Origin of the sequence: Pseudoalteromonas peptidolytica (assembly GCF_012641745.1) — a bacterium.
In the GTDB taxonomy this organism is placed as follows: Bacteria; Pseudomonadota; Gammaproteobacteria; order Enterobacterales; family Alteromonadaceae; genus Pseudoalteromonas; species Pseudoalteromonas peptidolytica.
Window position 1 is genome coordinate 112,816 of the sequence record NZ_WEHZ01000007.1, and the last position, 17,025, is coordinate 129,840.

Below are 17,025 nucleotides of genomic sequence, written 5' to 3' on the forward strand. Positions count from 1 at the left end.
AACCGAGTAGTGGAAATGTTCGTAGAAATTATCAAAAATATGTATGGGATATCACTGGCTGAGTTTGCAGTGATGATAGTAGATACTTTTACTTATTTAATTGCTCTTTTCATAGTACTCTTCGCATTTGTTAAGCTCGATAAAGTTACAAAAAGTAAGCATGCCAAAGGAGTTAAAATCTCTATTGTTGCTACAATTTTCTCTTCGTTTGTAGCGAGCTCAATTGTAGAGAATTCTGAAGAGCTTGGCTTAATTGAGGTTTCGGTATTTCTTATACCCTCCATTTTCACACTATTAGCCGCAGTTTGTTTTTATCGGTTTGCTAAAGAAGTTCTGGTAAAGTACAGTTAACAAAGCCGTTTACAGCAAGGGTTATGTTGTACGGAAAATAAGCTCAGAAATTAATATAAGATTAAATAAAAAGGAGCTTTATGAAAGCAGCTATGAATGAATTAAAAAATGAGGCAAAAGCTAAATTATTGTTTTGGAATAAGATTGACAGCAAAGCAATTAAGGTTGGTCTCGTATTTGTTTTTATTGGTTTAATCGCTTTAAAAGTGTTTACCACCGCACTTACTTTTGACTGGCTGAAAAATTTATTCGCTTAATTAACTCGTGGCTAAGTATGACATAACGAGCTGTTCAAGTGAGACTGCTAGCATTTGGTTCGGGTTCGCCTCGCTACACATTTTAGTCAAACATTATCAGCCCCGTAACAGGATGTCATGTTTCTAGGCAAATATACTCAAGCTTTTAGTTGTCCTTACATTTTAACAAGTTGGAATGTTGTGGCGTCTTATACCTTACATATTGAGCGTGAAAACCAAATCTCTGAGACCGAATGGCTCGCAATTTGTGAAAGTGACTCATCGTTAACGGTTCAGCATGTTGCTATAACCACGAACCCACAGACGGGAGAAGCTATTGAAATTCAAACACCAAACAGTTGCATCTGGACGAGCCCAATATTAAGAAGAAAGTACAACTTTAGTTATACTAATGGCAGTATCACCTTCGGTAGCGATAAGGCTCAAATTAAAAAAGCTAAAAAACTAGCTCAGCTACTTAGTGCAAAAGTCATTGGTGATGAAGGCGAAGAATATTAGGAATATAAAAAGTTAATTAAAAAGTGGACGTAAAACCGTAGGCTTGCGCTCACTCTTTGCGTTGTAAAGCCAGCTATTTTACGCCATTTATTAACGCGTCAGTACTTACTCAAAGGAATAAGCATGATTAAAATACTTACTATTACATTCCTTATAATTTCATTCGCTTGCCCTGCAGTTGTTAAACGACATGATGTTCAGCCAGAAATGTATGAAGTTAAAAAGATCCCTGATTTTTTTATTGATATGCCGCATGAAGGAGCTGCTGTTCTTATTGATAAATACTGGTTGGTCACTGCTGCGCATGTAGTCTTTTACGATTATCACGATAAACCTATAATGCTGCACGGCGTAGAAAATAGAATTGAAAGGGTTATCTTTCATCATGGATACAAAGAAGATCCAGGTAATTGGGGGCCAGGAGCTGCTAAGCCATTAATAGATTTTTTGAGCAGTCGAGATGATATAGTGCTACTCAAATTAGCTGAACCAGTTGAACACTTAAAACCTATATCTCGATACTATGATAATAAAGAAATAGGTGAGGAAGTCACGATATTTGGTAGGGGAGCAACTGGCACAGGTCTGACGGGAGAAATATTGACAACTAAAGCGCCTTCTCTTTGGGAAAGTATTTCAAACACGATAAGATCTCCGTTTACAGATCTAGACGAAACTCAAGCTAATAGAACACTCAATAATTATAAAAATATTATAGAGTCAGCAAATGAAAGCTGGCTTATGTTCCGGTTCGATAAAGCTGATGATGCACTTCCTCTAGAAGGTAATCTTGGTTCTGGTGATAGTGGAGGTCCTGCAATTATGATACGAAATGGCATACCTTTGCTGATCGGATTAGCAAGCTGGCAAGAGTACGAAGGTGATTTAGAGGGGTATGTCGGAGGAAAGTATGGCGCTGTTTCCGTATTTGTCAGGATTTCGTCATACAATCAATGGATCGATAAAACAATCTTGGCATACAGAAACAAAACCTAGCAAGGGTTTTTAAGTTGGACTCGAAACAGTTTGAGCTGTTTAATTTCATACTTTAACAAGCTACTACTTGCCGCTTAAAACGGCGTTAGGGTTCTCTTTATGATAAAAATGCTACGTATGAGTATTTTATCTCTTCTGTTTGTACCTCTCACTCCATTTGCTAATGGGTTAGAAATTCAAGATATGAAAACAGTCAACTATCGAGATGCCATTTCATTTCAAATCTTCACGAACTGGGAAGTCGAGGACGAGTTTGGCGTCCAGGGCACATTTTATTAAGACCTGCCTGATACTGGGACTTTAAGGATTAGCGTATTTGAATTTACCAGTAATTCTGAGGAAGAAAGAAACACAAAAATAAGAGATCCTTACTTCCCGGCACTGTTGAAATGCTCATTACAGTTACAGCACTGAATTAGAGCTTGTTGACACACCATGAGAACTCTAACAAGTGGCTGAATAGAGATTATCAGAGCAAGTCATGTCTCTGCCTTCACAACTGTCACGCTATACTCAGTTAACTCGTTAGTCACGCGTTACTTTACAAAAAATAGCGATGAATTAGCCTAAATGCGTTCATTGTAGTGATTAAGGTGATGTGGCATTGGTATTGCGAGCGTTACGCCTTGGTTGGGCCTTTTGACTCCCTGCAGTAATGGCTTTTGATAGTATGGTAACAAAGCCTAGCAGATACAGCTAAGTATAAATAAGGCGAGCTAACTAGTTCGCCTTTTAGTATTAGCTGTGTTTTGTTGCTTCAGTCTCTAGTGAGACCTTTACTTGCTTAATCATGTTCTCTTTGATCTCAACCACTTCCATACGATAGTTGTCGACACGTAAGCTTAGCGGGGCATCAGGAATGTCTTCGAGGTGCTCGACAATCAAGCCGCTTAGGGTTTTAGGGCCTTCTGTAGGTAAGTCCCAATCCATCTCTTTGTTTAAGTCACGAATGTTGACACTGCCTTCTACCATTACTGTGCCGTCGTGTTGCATGTTGACGTCTTCACTCGGTGCACGCGTCTGCGTTGTCGTAAAGTCGCCCACAACTTCCTCAAGTATATCCTCAAGCGTTACTAAGCCTTGAATATCACCATACTCGTCAACCACAAGCCCGATGCGTTCTTTTGCTTTTTGGAACTTGATGAGCTGAGTATTTAACGAGGTATTCTCTGGGACATAGTAGATTTCTCGCACTGCTCGCAGTAGCGATGGCTTATCAAATTGTTCTTTGGTCAGTAGGCGTAGTGCATCTCTGGCATGAATAAAGCCTACTGCATCGTCAATTTGGTCACGGTAAAGTAGTACACGGGTGTGCTGAGCATTGGTTAACTGACGGGCAATGTCTTTCCACTCGTCGTTAATATCAATGGCATTGATTTCACTTCGTGGGATCATGATGTCTTCCACAGTAACATGATCTAAATCGAGAATAGAAGTCAGCATATTTTGGTGGTTGGAAGGCAACATTGCACTGGACTCATTCACCACGGTTTTTAATTCTTCTTTACTGAGACTATGCTCTTCAATTTCTTGTGGTGTGATACCAACCAAACGTAGCATGCCGTTGGTGATCCAATTGGTTGCAACAACCAAAGGGAATAGTACTTTCAATAATACTTTAAGAATAACAGAGCTAGGGAATGCGACTTTTTCTGGATATAGCGCAGCTAATGTTTTTGGTGTGACTTCAGCAAAAATAAGCACCACAAGTGTAAGACCGAAAGTAGCGACAGCAATACCCATGTCGCCATAAAGGCGTAATCCGATAATTGTTGCGACCTGAGCGGCGGCTATGTTGACAAGGTTATTTCCGATCAGGATCAGACCAATCAGTCTGTCTGGACGGTTGAGGAGGTTACTTACACGCTTCGCGCCACGGTGATTCTCTTTTTCAAGATGTCGCAGGCGAATACGGTTGATTGACATGATACCGGTTTCTGAACTAGAAAAATAAGCCGACATCAAAATGAGCACACCGAGTATAATAAACAAGGCGCTGGTCGATATGTCTTCCAACAGTGGATCCCTTTTTTACTTACGAAAGCGTATTAAGCGTTAGTGAGTTACGATAGTCAAGTTAAAGTTTAAAACCTGCCTAAAATCACTTCTTGTATAAAGCGACTACCAAAGTACCCAAGCGTAACGACACCAGAAGCGGTGATGATAGAGATAACAACCGGCTTACCACGCCATCCAAACACACGATGTCCAAAAGCTATTACTACATAGATAAGCCAGCCCACGATAGACAATATGGTTTTATGGATAGTCTCTTTGGCGAACATGCCGTCTAAAAAGTAAAAACCAGAAGCCAAAGCGAGCGTAAGTAGTCCAGTGCCCACAAACAATAGCTGATAAAGCTGCCTCTCTACCTGCATAAGCGGTGGTAAGTGGCTCGTCATGATGGCCAAGTCTCTTTGTTTTAGACGCTTATCGATAAACATAAACTGGATAGCGTAGAGTGTAGCAATAATAAGTACGCAGTATGCCAATAGCGATAATGAAATATGTAGCACTAAGCCAATATCTACGTTTATGGTATCCATAATAATATGATGCGGGATAAACAGACTAGCTAAGAGTAAAATTGCTGCAAATCCATACACAACAGGAAGCAGTAAGGTTGCAGGAAAACGCAAAGATACCGTGGTTACTGAAACCACAATAACCCAGCAGGTTAATAGTGCGACATTTACCGTGCTGAGGTCTTGACCTTGATGAGTAAATACAGAGTTTACCAACACGAGCATGTGGGTCAAAATAGCAACGGTACTTAGTATTAAAGTCTTCTTTTGATTAGGTCCTTGTTTGTCAAATAAGCGCGACAAAACATGACTGGTGGCCATGGAATAAAAAAGGCAGGCGATTAATGACAAGCTAACAATCAACATAAAGATAAATGCTCAATTTTTTGGTTTTCCTTTACGGCTATTGTATTTAAAGCCACTTCGCTTGCATAGAGTTTTATTTCAATCTATTAACTTATTCTTATTTTAGTGCAAGGAAAGCGTAAAAAGCAGAACAATCAGCTTGAATACTGTATTAGTCGCTCGCATATCAGTATAATGCCCGTTAATTTCGAGATTTTGGAACCGATACATGTTTGAAAACCTCCAAGAGCGTTTAGGAAAAACGCTCAAAAACATTAGTGGCCGTGGCCGATTAACCGAAGACAATATTAAAGAAACACTCCGTGAAGTCCGCATGGCGCTACTTGAGGCTGACGTTGCCTTGCCAGTTGTGCGCGACTTTGTAAAACAAGTAAAAGAACGTGCGGTTGGTGTTGAAGTCACAAAAAGTCTGAGCCCAGGCCAGGTTTTCATCAAGATTGTTCGTGAAGAACTTGAAAAGTCTATGGGTGAAGCCAACGAAGAGCTGAACTTAAATGCTCAACCGCCAGCGGTTGTGATGATGGCAGGCCTTCAAGGTGCGGGTAAAACCACCAGTGTTGGTAAGTTGGCTAAGTTCCTAAAAGAGCGCAAAAAGAAATCTGTGCTGGTGGTCAGTGCTGACGTTTATCGTCCCGCTGCTATCAAGCAGCTTGAAACTTTAGCCGCTGAAGTCAACGTCGAGTTTTTCCCTAGTGATATTTCACAAAAGCCAATTGATATCGCAACGGGTGCAATTTCTCACGCTAAGAAAAAATTTATTGATGTGGTACTTGTAGATACCGCAGGTCGTTTGCACGTTGATGCAGACATGATGGATGAAATCAAAGATTTACATGCGGCAATTAATCCTATCGAGACTTTATTTGTGGTCGACTCAATGACGGGTCAGGATGCTGCAAATACGGCAAAAGCGTTTGATGAAGCGCTGCCGCTAAGTGGTGTGATCTTAACCAAAACAGATGGTGATGCACGAGGTGGTGCAGCATTGTCAATTCGTCACATTACGGGCAAACCTATAAAATTTATCGGTGTAGGTGAAAGGACGGATGCGCTTGAGCCATTCCATCCAGATAGAATTGCGTCTCGGATCTTAGGTATGGGTGATGTATTGTCCCTTATCGAAGAAGTAGAGATGAAAGTCGATAAAGACAAAGCTCAAAAAGTGGCTGAAAAAGTCTTTAAAGGCGATGGCTTCACATTGGAAGACTTTGCAGAGCAGCTACGTCAAATGAAAAACATGGGCGGTATGATGTCGATGCTAGACAAGCTTCCGGGCATGTCAAATCTTCCCGATGCAGTAAAAGGCCAAGTAAATGACAAGACCTTTAATCAAATGGAAGCCATTATCAGCTCAATGACACCTAAAGAGCGCGCGCGTCCTGAAATCATCAAAGGTTCTCGTAAGAAGCGGATTGCAGCCGGTTCTGGTACACAAGTACAAGACATCAACAAGCTGCTGAAGCAATTTACCCAAATGCAAAAAATGATGAAAAAGATGAAGGGTAAGGGCGGCATGATGAAGATGATGAAGAACATGAAAGGGATGATGCCACCAGGTATGTTTGGTGGTGGTGGACCTAAGTTCTAACACTGTTTATATTACAAAAGGCGAGCACCTCACTGCTCGCCTTTTTACTTTATCTAACTCGTTTGCCAATTATATCGCCGGACTCGTTAGAGGTAACGGATATTGATTTATTAGTAAAATCGGGCACAAAGGGTTTAAAGTTTTCAGCTTTTTTAGGATCACCACTACCGATGTACTGCGCCTCTTGCGGATATGAATATACTGGGCGGGTGAAAATAATATTACCTTGCGTATCTTCTTTTTGTGTCATCAGTGTATCTGGTGCTACCCCAGTATCTAGCCAGTGTTCTAACGCAGCTATGGCATCAAAGGTTTCAGCACCTGGCCCTTCAATACCACAATGAACAAGCCCAGGGGGTAAAAATAGCCGCGCAAAGTCGTATGTATTATCTTTGCCCATGTAGTTGATCACTGCGTTGTACCAGTCAATCGTTGCGTAAGCAGGAATTGCCGCATCTGACCATCCGTGTAGTACTATCATTTTGCCGCCGCTATTTCTAAATCCGGTCAGATCAGGGTGGTCAGCATCCATAAAGCTTGAAATAGACGAGAGTTCGCCGACTTCATTGTTATAAGAAAAACTTCTCCAATTGCCTTGGTGATATCTCTCTTGAGGAAACGCAAGGTATTTCAAATATTCGGTTGCGGCATAGTAGTGGTAAGGTTTGATAAATGGTGCTTCTGGGAATAGCCAACCTGTCCACTCCGGTTCAGAGCCATAAGGTAGGCCACCATAAATGGCGTTGCCCTGTTGGTCGTAGGAAGGGGCATATATTTCTTTGATTGCATTGGCCTGACGTGGTGTTAGACACTTACTAGAACTGTTGTTTTCACATATCAGCGTTTGCGGGTCAAAATCACAGCGTCTTGGATCGCTGATCAACCCATCAACCAAACCATCTTTATGATCGCAAGCTGCCATGACAGCCTGTGAGATAAAATCCGTGTAGCTGGCGTCGAGCAGTGCATTGTCGTTTTCATCCAATATTGCTTTGGCATTATCCATACAGTTGATCAGGTTGACTTTGGTGTAGTTAATTGTTGGTCCTCTGGCGATTACCCCATCAAAGTCGTTAGGGTAACGCTTAGCAGCCATGATGCCTGCATGACCTCCTTTTGAGCAACCTGAAATAAATGAGTAGGTTGGAGGCTTGGCATAAAAGCGTTCAATAATAGCTTTTGCCGCAACCGCTACCACATGATTTGCTCGATAGGCAAAATCTTCCTTTAATGACACATTATTTTTAGCCCACAAGCCATCAAATCCGGCTGCGGTATGGCCGCCATCATGAGACATGGTGGCGTAGTTACGTATGATCCCTGCCATCGTGGGGTAGTTTGATACTTCGCCACAAAAACCCATACAAGCATTGAGTAAAAAGCGTTTATTCCAAGCTTGATCCAGTGGCAATCTCAGCTGAAAGCGTATCGTTGGTGCTGCATAGCCTTCGACTAAACAGTGTGCAGGGAGCGTGTTTGTCCCTTTGGGGATTGGGGCACCTAATAACCGACTATATTTATACGTCCAAAGCTCAGTATCGGCATCAAGGGTTTGGCTTGGGATATATTCAGCATTAGTAATACTTGTTGCCGCGTTACCATTTTCCAGTTGGGAGTAGTCACCAAAGCGTAATAGCTTACAGGCTGTCGCTGTGTCATTATTTGCGGCGAAAGCTGAGAGTGTGGTTAAACTGGCCGTACCAAGAAGAGCTACGCCGATGAAGCGCTGCGCTATGCGGTGTGTTTTCATCCTTATTCGGATCATGTGATTACTTTCCTTAATAACAAAAAATAACAGTGCGTTTTGACTTTTACCGTGCTTACACACCGTCTGTGTTTGTACCTAAAATGAGACGGTAGTGCTGAGGTAAACTTTACTTTTGCGTTTTGCTGAGCGAAATCTGCGCTTGGCTTTGGAATTTACTTGCATTGCGCGTGAAAATGCGTAAAATGCCCGAGCTTCCCGTAGTGGGAAGTACAAACTTATTAATGAAAACAGTCAATCTATGTAGAGGACGGTATGGTAACTATTCGTTTGCAACGTGGCGGCGCTAAAAAGCGTCCATTCTATCAAATCGTGGTTGCGGATAGCCGTTTCTCGCGTGACGGTCGTTTCATCGAGAAAGTAGGTTTCTTTAACCCGATCGCAGCAGGTCAGGAAGAAAAAGTACGTTTAGATTTATCTCGTGTTGATCACTGGGTAGGTCAAGGCGCATCTCTTTCAGATCGCGTTGCTAAGCTGGTTAAAGACGCTCGTAAAGCGGCTTAATAGGCGTAAGTGTAACCATGAGTCAAAGTAAAACCTCGACAATCGTTGTTGGTAAGCTTGGTGCTCCTTATGGCATCAAGGGTTGGCTTAAGGTGCATTCATTTACTGATGATCCCCAAGGGATCTTCGATTTCAGCCCATGGTTGATAGGGCAACAAGGTAAATGGCAAAACCTTGAAGTGAGCGACTGGCGTCGTCACAACAAGGGATATATCGCTAAATTTGCGCAAGTAAACGACAGAGATGAGGCAATGGCTTATACCAATGCAGAAATCGCTGTTTATGCTGAGCAGCTTCCTGAATTACCTGAAGGGGAGTTTTATTGGCGAGATCTTATTGGCATGTCGGTCGTAACAAATAAAGGTTACGACTTAGGCGTAGTCGATGACTTGATGGAGACAGGCTCAAATGACGTTTTGGTTGTGAAAGCAAACAAAAAAGATGCGTTTGGGCAATCTGAAAGGTTAATTCCATTCTTAACAGACTCTGTTATTTTGGACGTTAACCATGAAGAGAGAAAAGTTACTGTAGATTGGGATCCAGCGTTTTAATGAGTGATCAGCAAAAGCTATGGGTTGGGGTGGTTTCACTTTTTCCTGAAATGTTTGATGCGATAACTCAGCAAGGCGTAACGGGTCGAGCTGTGAAAAACGGCTTGATTGAGTTTAATTGCTGGAACCCCCGAGATTATGCCATTGACAAGCATAGAACTGTGGATGACCGACCTTATGGTGGTGGTCCTGGAATGCTAATGATGGTTGAGCCTCTCAAAAAAGCCATTCTTGATGCCAAAGCGGCAGCAGGTGATGGTGCTAAAGTAATTTATATGTCCCCTCAAGGGCGAAAACTAGATCAGCAAGGTGCGTCAGAATTGGCGAAATCTGAAAAATTGATACTAGTTGCGGGTCGTTATGAAGGTATTGATGAGCGGATCATCGAGTCTTTTATAGATGAAGAATGGTCCATTGGTGATTTTATACTGAGTGGCGGTGAGTTACCTGCCATGACATTAATTGATGCAGTCGCACGATTAGTGCCAGGCGTACTAGGTCACAACCAATCAGCTGAACAAGATTCATTTTCGGATGGCTTGTTAGATTGTCCTCATTATACTCGGCCGGAAACATTGGATGATAAAAAGGTGCCTGCTGTATTACTCAGCGGAAACCACCAAGAAATAGCCAAATGGCGCTTAAAGCAGTCTTTGGGTAGAACTTGGCAACGTCGTCCTGACTTGTTGCGTAACCTAGCTCTGACTGAGGAGCAGGCGGCATTACTTGCTGAGTTTCAGCAAGAGAATGACCAAGCTTGTGGCTAGAAGACAGTTACACCTAGGAATGTGAGAAATAAAATGGCAAAAGTAAACCAAAATATTATTAAAGAGCTTGAAGCTGAACAGCTTAAGCAAGACGTACCTGCGTTCGGCGCTGGTGATACAGTTGTTGTACAGGTACGCGTTAAAGAAGGTAACAAAGAGCGTCTACAGGCCTTTGAAGGTGTTGTAATCGCTAAGCGTAACCGTGGTCTACACTCATCTTTCACTGTTCGTAAGATTTCAAGCGGTGAAGGTGTTGAGCGTGTATTCCAAACGCACAGCCCTCTTATCAGCAGCGTAACAGTTAAGCGTCGTGGTGCGGTTCGTCGTGCTAAGCTTTACTACCTACGTGAGCGTTCTGGTAAATCTGCACGTATTAAAGAGAAACTTAACTAATACGTCGCATTTATCAAATGCAGATAAAACAGGCCGCTATATGCGGCCTGTTTTGGTTTTAGCCTTGCTCATTATTCCCATTCTGTAAATACTCACTCTCATATCACATCTTTTGTCATGATATTTTCATGGTAGCTTACTTTTAATGCGGCTTACTTCTTGTTAGACTCGGTGTATTATTTAATTTACTACCGTATATATAAGTTTACATCATGAATGGGGCTAATGATTTAGAAGCAATACGCGTTGCAATAGATGAGTGTGATAGCGAACTTGTCGCATTACTTGCAAAGCGCAAAGCATTGACCGAGCAAGTTGGAAAAATAAAACAGCAAAAAGGCGCGCCACTGCACGTGCCAAAGCGCGAGGCTGAGCTTATCAAAGCACGCCGTGTAGAAGCCGAGAACAAAGGGGTTAACCCTGATCTTGTCGAGGATATTCTGCGCAGAATGATGCGAGAAGCCTACGAAAACCAACAAAGTGAGCTTGCGTGTGCAGCACCAATAATGTCACCTATTGTGATCGTTGGGGGTCAAGGTGCCATGGGTAAACTGTTTGCGAAACAGTTTAAACGCTCCGGTTATGAGGTACGAATACTTGATAAAGATAATCAATCAGAGGCTACTGCGTTACTAAATGATGCAAAACTGGTGTTGGTGAGCGTACCAATTAACGCACTAGAGCAAGTTGTTAATGCACTGCCTGCGCTACCTGATGATTGTATTCTCGCTGATATTACCTCGGTGAAACAGGCGCCGCTAAAAGTGCTGTTGAACAAGCATAGCGGCCCTGTTGTGGGGCTGCACCCAATGTTCGGCCCTGATATATCACATTGGGTTAAACAGACTATAGTTGTGTGTGAAGGACGCATGCCAAAACAGTGTGAAGGGCTAATCAAACAGCTGAGAATTTGGGGAAGCCAGCTGGTGCAAATGGACGCTAAAAAGCATGATCAATCTATGCAGATTATCCAAGTTATGCGCCACTTAACCACTTTTGTATACGGGCAGTTTTTATCTAAGCAATGCCATTCACTGAAGGAGCTAAGAAGCTGCTCATCGCCAATTTACCAATTAGAATTGATGATGGTCGGGCGTCTATTTGCGCAATCGCCAGAGCTTTACTCTGATATTATGCTTGCGCAATTTAATGATGTTGAAGGGCTTTTAGCAAGCTATCAAGATACCTTCGAACAAACACTGACGAAGTTGCAGCAGGGCGACAAAGAAGGCCTAATGCAGTCTTTTTCAGAGGCCAAACAGTATTTCTCAGAAAGCGCGAAACACTTTCTATCACAAAGCCGAGGCCTGCTTAACAAAGCCAATGACGCTAAAGTGTTGGATTATGAGGAAAGTATTTAGCTTTTAGGTATGCCAGTTCAATGAGTTAAACATTATCGCTTTACACCGAAGCATTATGGACAACAATTTGAGCTGGTATGTAATACTTTGTTTGTTCTCAGGGCAAAGTAGTAACGACTCGATCACGGCAAACGAATGTTGCGTAGGTGTGATTGATTTGTACATGAGGGTGTTTTTACCATGACAAACATCATAGCTTCAGAGTGCGTAATTACTGCTGGGTATCTTGGGTTTGTGGTGAAATATTTCTCGTGGTTCTCTAACTAGAAACTTGAATTTTTTAAACCATTATAGATAGCATTTACTCTAAAAGTTTCTTCCGAGTAACTTGCGTAAGTTACCGCTAACTTGATGACTACAGTATCATTTTATTTAGACTATATTAAATTATCAGTCCAAAAGGTTAATTATCTGTAAGGGTTAGCCTTGCATTTATTGACAACAAACACTTCTAGAGACTATAACAAGATAAATAAGTTTGAAGTAGAATCAATGATGCCTTTATATTTTTTCAGCGCTTATAATCGCCAGATTGTCTCTTTACAACACTCAACGATATCTCTTTGCATGACATGTAGAGGTGATATTTCGCCATCCTGATCTTTTATTCCGGCTGTTTTTTTGTATGCAACGGTGAACGTATAGTCATCATCGCTGTTAAATCTTTTGTTACTCCAACTTTTAGTGGTGGCATAATGTTTAAATCTCTCGCTCGTGTTGTTTCCAGCCATATGACGTTAATGGTATTGATGCCATGTATGTTACTTGGCGCTGTCATTTTTTATGATGTATCAGTATCTGCTAAAAGAATGAAGGACGCATATGACGCAGAGTATAATGCCTTTTTGAGCCATGCAGTTTTAAATGTGATCCATGAAACACAAAAAGAGCGGGGAGCATCAGCAGGCTTCATTGGCTCTCAAGGTCTTAAGTTTGAGCAAAACTTAAGGCTGCAACGTAATCTTACCGATAGTGCAATTGCAAAACTAAAGCAACAACAGCAAAAGTGGGATCTTATGCCAGAAATGGCACAAGAGCTGATAGAGTTTGAGAGTAAATTATCTCGTTTATCTAGTGTACGTTCTAGTATCGATTCTCTTTCTATGCCTATTTCAGAAGCGCTAAAGTATTACACAGATATTAACCTAAAGGCTCTACATATCGTTATCAAGGCCTCGAGACTGAGCAACGATCACACTATATCTACTGAATTAGTCGCAATATATAACTTTTCAAATGCCAAGGAATCAGCTGGTATAGAGCGCGCAGTTTTGTCTAATGTGCTTAGTGCTAATACATTTACACCTTCACTGAAAAACAAATATGTTGCTCTGATAACCAAACAAGCCGTATACCTTGAAGAAGCGTTAGAAGCCTCTCCTCCACAAATGCGTGAATTATTCAAACAAGCGTTGAATCATTCATCCATGCGCGCCGTTGACGTCTTCAGACAAAGTGTTGCTGATAAAAATGATGGCTTTAATCTCAGCGCTGAAGCATGGTTTAAAGCTGCGACAGAGCGAATCAACATATTAAAAGAGGCAGAAGAAAAAGCACTAACATTGGTTGATAGAACAGCTATTGATATCCAACAGCATGCCGTGTTGGTCTTGGTAATAGAATTTATCATATTAATTGTTGGCTTTTTTATTACTGCAGCATTGTTTTTTGCGATTCGTCTGCGTAAGCAACAATCAGCAATGATTGCTGAGGGTATTGAAATTGCTCGAGTCAAAAAAGACTTAGGTCATGAAATTAAAGTAGTCACCGAGGATGAGTTAGGGCAATCAGCAAAAAGCATTAACAATCTAACGAAGCAATTTGAGGACGATTTGGTTGAATTTGCTAGAGTTTCAATGGGTATAACCAATTCGTCAGAAGAGACAGCTACCGCCATTCAGCAAAGCCAAGATAACCTAATTAGTCAACAATCAGGGATCCAAACTATTGCATCCGCTTCAGAACAAATGAGCGCTAACATACAAGTCATTGCAAGCTCCATGCATGAAAATGCCACCGCAGCTAAAACTGTGACACAAGAGTCTTTACAAGGACAGCAAGTTGTGGAGGATGCTGTAAATGTTATTCAGCAAGCATCAAATGATATGGAGCGATCCGCAACTACGGTGGATGAACTGAACAATCGAGTGGGTAGTATTTCATCGATGGTTGATATGATTAGAAGTATTGCTGAGCAAACAAATTTATTGGCATTGAATGCAGCTATCGAAGCTGCAAGGGCTGGAGAACAAGGAAGAGGTTTTGCTGTTGTTGCAGACGAGGTGCGCAGCCTTGCCAGTCGTACTCAAAACTCGACTGAAGAAATTTCCGCGCTAGTATCTGAGCTTCAAAGTAGTTCATCAGAAGCATCCAATGTTATCACTCAGGGCAAAGAAAACGCGCTAGAAGCTGCGGCACGTGCAAAAGAGATCAAAATAGCTTTGCAACAAATTGTTGAACAGGCACAACAAGTAGAGTTAGTCACAGAGTCTGTTTCAAACAACACGCAACAACAAAGCAATGCAATTGATGAGGTCAGCAAAAATATCTCTGCAATATTTGAAAAAGCCACGGAAAATGTATCCGGTGCAGAGCAGATAAGCATTGCCGCACGTGATATTGCAAGTGCAGCTAAAGTGATGGACAAGCTCATTGCTCAATATCAAGTGAGCCAAGTAGGAAAGCATCGTAAAAGAGAGTGTTAGTTACGATTGTAAAAATTTAATGCCGATATTCACCATCATTTTGGCTATAAATCAATAAAGTTTGACGTGGGTATTCGTTATCTACTCTATTATAAAGTTGCTAGCTCCCATTAGGAAATGCAGAGGCTAGCACCATAAAATCATTATGTTTAGCAGATTTAGGGAAATAGCAATGTTTGCAAGCTTTCTAGTCCCATTATTAGCATTTTTAGCTACAGTGTTGTCTATTCGTGGTGAAACATGGAATTCTGCCGAGTCAGGAATTAGAAAAGTCACAGGGGTAGGCTGGCTTGCTTTTGGAGTGGCAGCTATAGCTCTCATAACAGGTATTTGGACTGCAAAAGAACAATATCGTAAAGAAATGTATGGGAAGTATATTGCTTACTATGATTTTATCGATCCGCTGCTTAATCTAGAAAACTTGATGCAAGCAGGTGATTTCTCAGAAGACACTCTACAAAGCAGCGGTTTTATCCAGTACTGCCGTGAAGTTAGCGAGTTATATAAACACTGGAATACACGAGTACCTGGGGAGGTAATGACAACCATCGGTTCTTTAGGGCGTTGTGAAATATTTGAGGAGCCTATGGATGATGTCGGGTATGTAGTTACGTTGTCTTGGGTAAATGACCAGTTATGCCAAATCATGCAGGCTGCCGAAGTTAGTGGAAAATGTGACAAACGTGTCAATGTAGATTGAGCATGAAATTTGGCTAATAGACCACCATATCGTCATGAAAGGCCCAATATGTCCGCACTTGAAACCAAGTGTGACAGTGCTGAGGCCTTTTCTCGAACTTTTAAACAAAGTCCTTCAAAGTTTAGATAAGCTGCAATTAAACTTGGTTGTTATGACGTTTTCAATTTTTCACCACAAAATTTAGCAATGCAGACAAGACTTGCCGATATTATCAACTTTGAGCAGATTCAAATTGCTTTTTTTAGAGCACAAAGAGTCAGCAAAACGGATATTTGAAAGTGCAGGTAAGCTTATCGCTTGGCGACAACAGTTTTTTGATGCTGATCCCCGTTGTTATCTGGCTTAAGGTCAATAATACAATACCAGCGAGATGCAACTTGTTCTTAACGAGCCAACTAATAGCTCGGATAAGTCGCTTTTGTGTGTAGCGGGCAATTTGTGTATTGAATTTCTAACCATCGACTGTTAACTTTCTAAAATTATTAAATAAAGCTCACTTAAATTTCATTTTTATTTATCTTTTGGATAAGTGAGATATTCAAGAGTACACGCTAATGAGCAGTTGAGCGCCAAACGTAGCATGGAAGAATATGGAAATAATTGAACTAGATCCTAAGTCCGAAAGTGTGAAGTCGGTTGTAAATGAGATAGACGACTTGATGAACACGCTTTATCCTCAGGAAAGCAATCAGTTGTTGTCGATTGAAGAGTTAATGAGCGACGATGTTTATTTTATCGGGGTCAAAAATGGTAAGGAAGTTATAGGTTGTGGGGCAATTGTTCGTAAATGCAACGATGGTATTTATGGTGAATTAAAGCGTATTTACGTAAAGCCAAATTATCGTGGTAAAGGAATTTCGAAATCGATAATGAATGCTCTGATAGCGTATGCTAAAGAAGAAAGATTCCCAGCTATAAGGCTCGAAACAGGTATCAAGCAGTCTGAGGCAATCAATCTGTATGAAAAACTTGGTTTTAGAAAAAGAAAACAGTTTGGAAGCTATCTATATGATCCATTGAGTATTTATATGGAACTTGAATTATGTGTCTAATAAGAGACCATGGCGTCAATAGCTAATTTTATGCTTGTGGTGCTTGCCACATTATCCCGTCTCTGAGTATCGAATTTAAGATCACAATTATCTTCCTAACACAGGCAATCAGTGCAATTTTTTGGTTTCCTGCAACCACCAATTTTTAATGTTGACCTCACATTGTTATTAGACTGCCTACACTTTAACCGGGTATTATGCGCTTTTTTAAAAAGTCTTAAAATTGTGGAAAAGATCATGTCTAACACGGTTCAGCAGCAAATCGGAAACATCGCTTTAGTCGTTGAAAATTACGATGATGCGATAGAGTTTTACACGCAAAAACTTCAATTCACGCTAGTTGAAGATAGCGATTTAGGAGGCGGTAAACGCTGGGTTCAAGTCTCCCCTCCAAACTCCAATGGTACGAACTTACTGTTGGCTCAAGCGAGTACACCAGAACAAATGCAAGCAGTAGGAAATCAAACTGGTGGTCGTGTATTCTTGTTTCTACAAACAAATGATTTCTGGCGTGACTATGAGTCAATGAAGGCACAAGGTGTTATATTTAATGAAGAACCAAGAATTGAAGAATATGGCACAGTAGTGGTATTTCAAGATCTCTATGGTAACAAGTGGGATTTACTGCAACTAACATAGAGTCGTT

Annotated in this window: 18 protein-coding genes and 1 pseudogene; 15 read left to right on the top strand and 4 right to left on the bottom strand. The window is 41.2% G+C overall.

Annotated features, from left to right (window positions below):
• The first annotated feature begins 15 nt into the window (after positions 1-15).
• The 5 genes from F9Y84_RS06600 (at position 16) to F9Y84_RS06620 (ending at position 2,381) form a co-directional block, all read left to right on the top strand.
• Positions 16-351, top strand: coding sequence for a hypothetical protein (locus F9Y84_RS06600; protein ID WP_128731407.1), 336 nt, complete (start codon positions 16-18; stop codon positions 349-351).
• 80 nt (positions 352-431) lie between these two features.
• Positions 432-608, top strand: coding sequence for a hypothetical protein (locus F9Y84_RS06605; protein WP_167508207.1), 177 nt, complete (start codon positions 432-434; stop codon positions 606-608).
• Between the two features lie 180 nt (positions 609-788).
• Entirely contained in the window at positions 789-1,106 is a 318-nt protein-coding gene (locus F9Y84_RS06610; RefSeq protein WP_167508208.1) for a hypothetical protein, read from the top strand.
• Between the two features lie 123 nt (positions 1,107-1,229).
• Entirely contained in the window at positions 1,230-2,102 is an 873-nt protein-coding gene (locus F9Y84_RS06615) for a trypsin-like serine protease (RefSeq protein WP_147388841.1), read from the top strand.
• Positions 2,103-2,201: 99 nt separating this feature from the next.
• A complete protein-coding gene (locus tag F9Y84_RS06620; RefSeq protein ID WP_147388842.1) occupies positions 2,202-2,381 on the top strand; it encodes a hypothetical protein in 180 nt (59 codons plus the stop codon).
• Between the two features lie 459 nt (positions 2,382-2,840).
• Here F9Y84_RS06620 and F9Y84_RS06625 read toward each other — a convergent pair whose 3' ends face one another.
• Together F9Y84_RS06625 and F9Y84_RS06630 are read right to left on the bottom strand one after the other, a co-directional pair.
• Complete coding sequence (locus F9Y84_RS06625; RefSeq protein WP_147388843.1) at positions 2,841-4,118, bottom strand: HlyC/CorC family transporter; 1,278 nt, start codon at positions 4,116-4,118, stop codon at positions 2,841-2,843.
• 68 nt (positions 4,119-4,186) lie between these two features.
• Positions 4,187-4,993: a cytochrome C assembly family protein gene (locus tag F9Y84_RS06630; protein ID WP_125254077.1), complete on the bottom strand. Its 807-nt coding sequence runs from the start codon at positions 4,991-4,993 to the stop codon at positions 4,187-4,189.
• A 208-nt stretch (positions 4,994-5,201) separates the two neighbouring features.
• Here F9Y84_RS06630 and ffh point away from each other — a divergent pair, with 208 nt between their 5' ends.
• The gene (gene ffh, locus F9Y84_RS06635) at positions 5,202-6,581 is read left to right on the top strand and encodes a signal recognition particle protein (RefSeq protein WP_147388844.1); all 1,380 of its coding nucleotides are present in this window, start codon (positions 5,202-5,204) and stop codon (positions 6,579-6,581) included.
• 49 nt (positions 6,582-6,630) lie between these two features.
• On the opposite strand, the gene F9Y84_RS06640 is transcribed toward ffh, so the two are convergent.
• Positions 6,631-8,346: a tannase/feruloyl esterase family alpha/beta hydrolase gene (locus F9Y84_RS06640; RefSeq protein WP_225740685.1), complete on the bottom strand. Its 1,716-nt coding sequence runs from the start codon at positions 8,344-8,346 to the stop codon at positions 6,631-6,633.
• Between the two features lie 255 nt (positions 8,347-8,601).
• On the opposite strand from F9Y84_RS06640, the gene rpsP reads away from it, so the two are divergent.
• The 8 genes from rpsP (at position 8,602) to F9Y84_RS06680 (ending at position 16,379) form a co-directional block, all read left to right on the top strand.
• Positions 8,602-8,850: a 30S ribosomal protein S16 gene (gene rpsP / locus F9Y84_RS06645; RefSeq protein ID WP_017216164.1), complete on the top strand. Its 249-nt coding sequence runs from the start codon at positions 8,602-8,604 to the stop codon at positions 8,848-8,850.
• 17 nt (positions 8,851-8,867) lie between these two features.
• On the top strand, positions 8,868-9,401 hold the full coding sequence (rimM, locus tag F9Y84_RS06650) for a ribosome maturation factor RimM (RefSeq protein ID WP_125254079.1): 534 nt from the start codon (positions 8,868-8,870) through the stop codon (positions 9,399-9,401).
• Positions 9,401-10,168: a tRNA (guanosine(37)-N1)-methyltransferase TrmD gene (trmD, locus tag F9Y84_RS06655; protein WP_128731398.1), complete on the top strand. Its 768-nt coding sequence runs from the start codon at positions 9,401-9,403 to the stop codon at positions 10,166-10,168. Before rimM ends, trmD begins: the two co-directional genes overlap by 1 nt.
• A 33-nt stretch (positions 10,169-10,201) precedes the next feature.
• Positions 10,202-10,561 carry a 50S ribosomal protein L19 gene (gene rplS / locus F9Y84_RS06660; RefSeq protein WP_125254081.1) on the top strand — a complete coding sequence of 120 codons (360 nt, stop codon included), beginning with the start codon at positions 10,202-10,204 and terminating at the stop codon, positions 10,559-10,561.
• Positions 10,562-10,773: 212 nt separating this feature from the next.
• Positions 10,774-11,922: a bifunctional chorismate mutase/prephenate dehydrogenase gene (gene tyrA, locus F9Y84_RS06665; RefSeq protein WP_147388845.1), complete on the top strand. Its 1,149-nt coding sequence runs from the start codon at positions 10,774-10,776 to the stop codon at positions 11,920-11,922.
• Between the two features lie 695 nt (positions 11,923-12,617).
• Complete coding sequence (locus F9Y84_RS06670) at positions 12,618-14,627, top strand: methyl-accepting chemotaxis protein (RefSeq protein WP_147388846.1); 2,010 nt, start codon at positions 12,618-12,620, stop codon at positions 14,625-14,627.
• A gap of 172 nt (positions 14,628-14,799) precedes the next feature.
• A complete protein-coding gene (locus tag F9Y84_RS06675; RefSeq protein ID WP_147388847.1) occupies positions 14,800-15,327 on the top strand; it encodes a hypothetical protein in 528 nt (175 codons plus the stop codon).
• Between the two features lie 590 nt (positions 15,328-15,917).
• Positions 15,918-16,379, top strand: a complete 462-nt coding sequence (locus F9Y84_RS06680) for a GNAT family N-acetyltransferase (protein ID WP_147388848.1) — start codon at positions 15,918-15,920, stop codon at positions 16,377-16,379.
• A 28-nt stretch (positions 16,380-16,407) separates the two neighbouring features.
• Here F9Y84_RS06680 and F9Y84_RS22105 read toward each other — a convergent pair.
• Positions 16,408-16,524, bottom strand: a pseudogene (locus tag F9Y84_RS22105) (IS110 family transposase); the annotation flags it as partial.
• Between the two features lie 92 nt (positions 16,525-16,616).
• Here F9Y84_RS22105 and F9Y84_RS06685 point away from each other — a divergent pair.
• Complete coding sequence (locus tag F9Y84_RS06685) at positions 16,617-17,018, top strand: VOC family protein (protein ID WP_147388849.1); 402 nt, start codon at positions 16,617-16,619, stop codon at positions 17,016-17,018.
• The last annotated feature ends 7 nt before the right edge of the window (positions 17,019-17,025 follow it).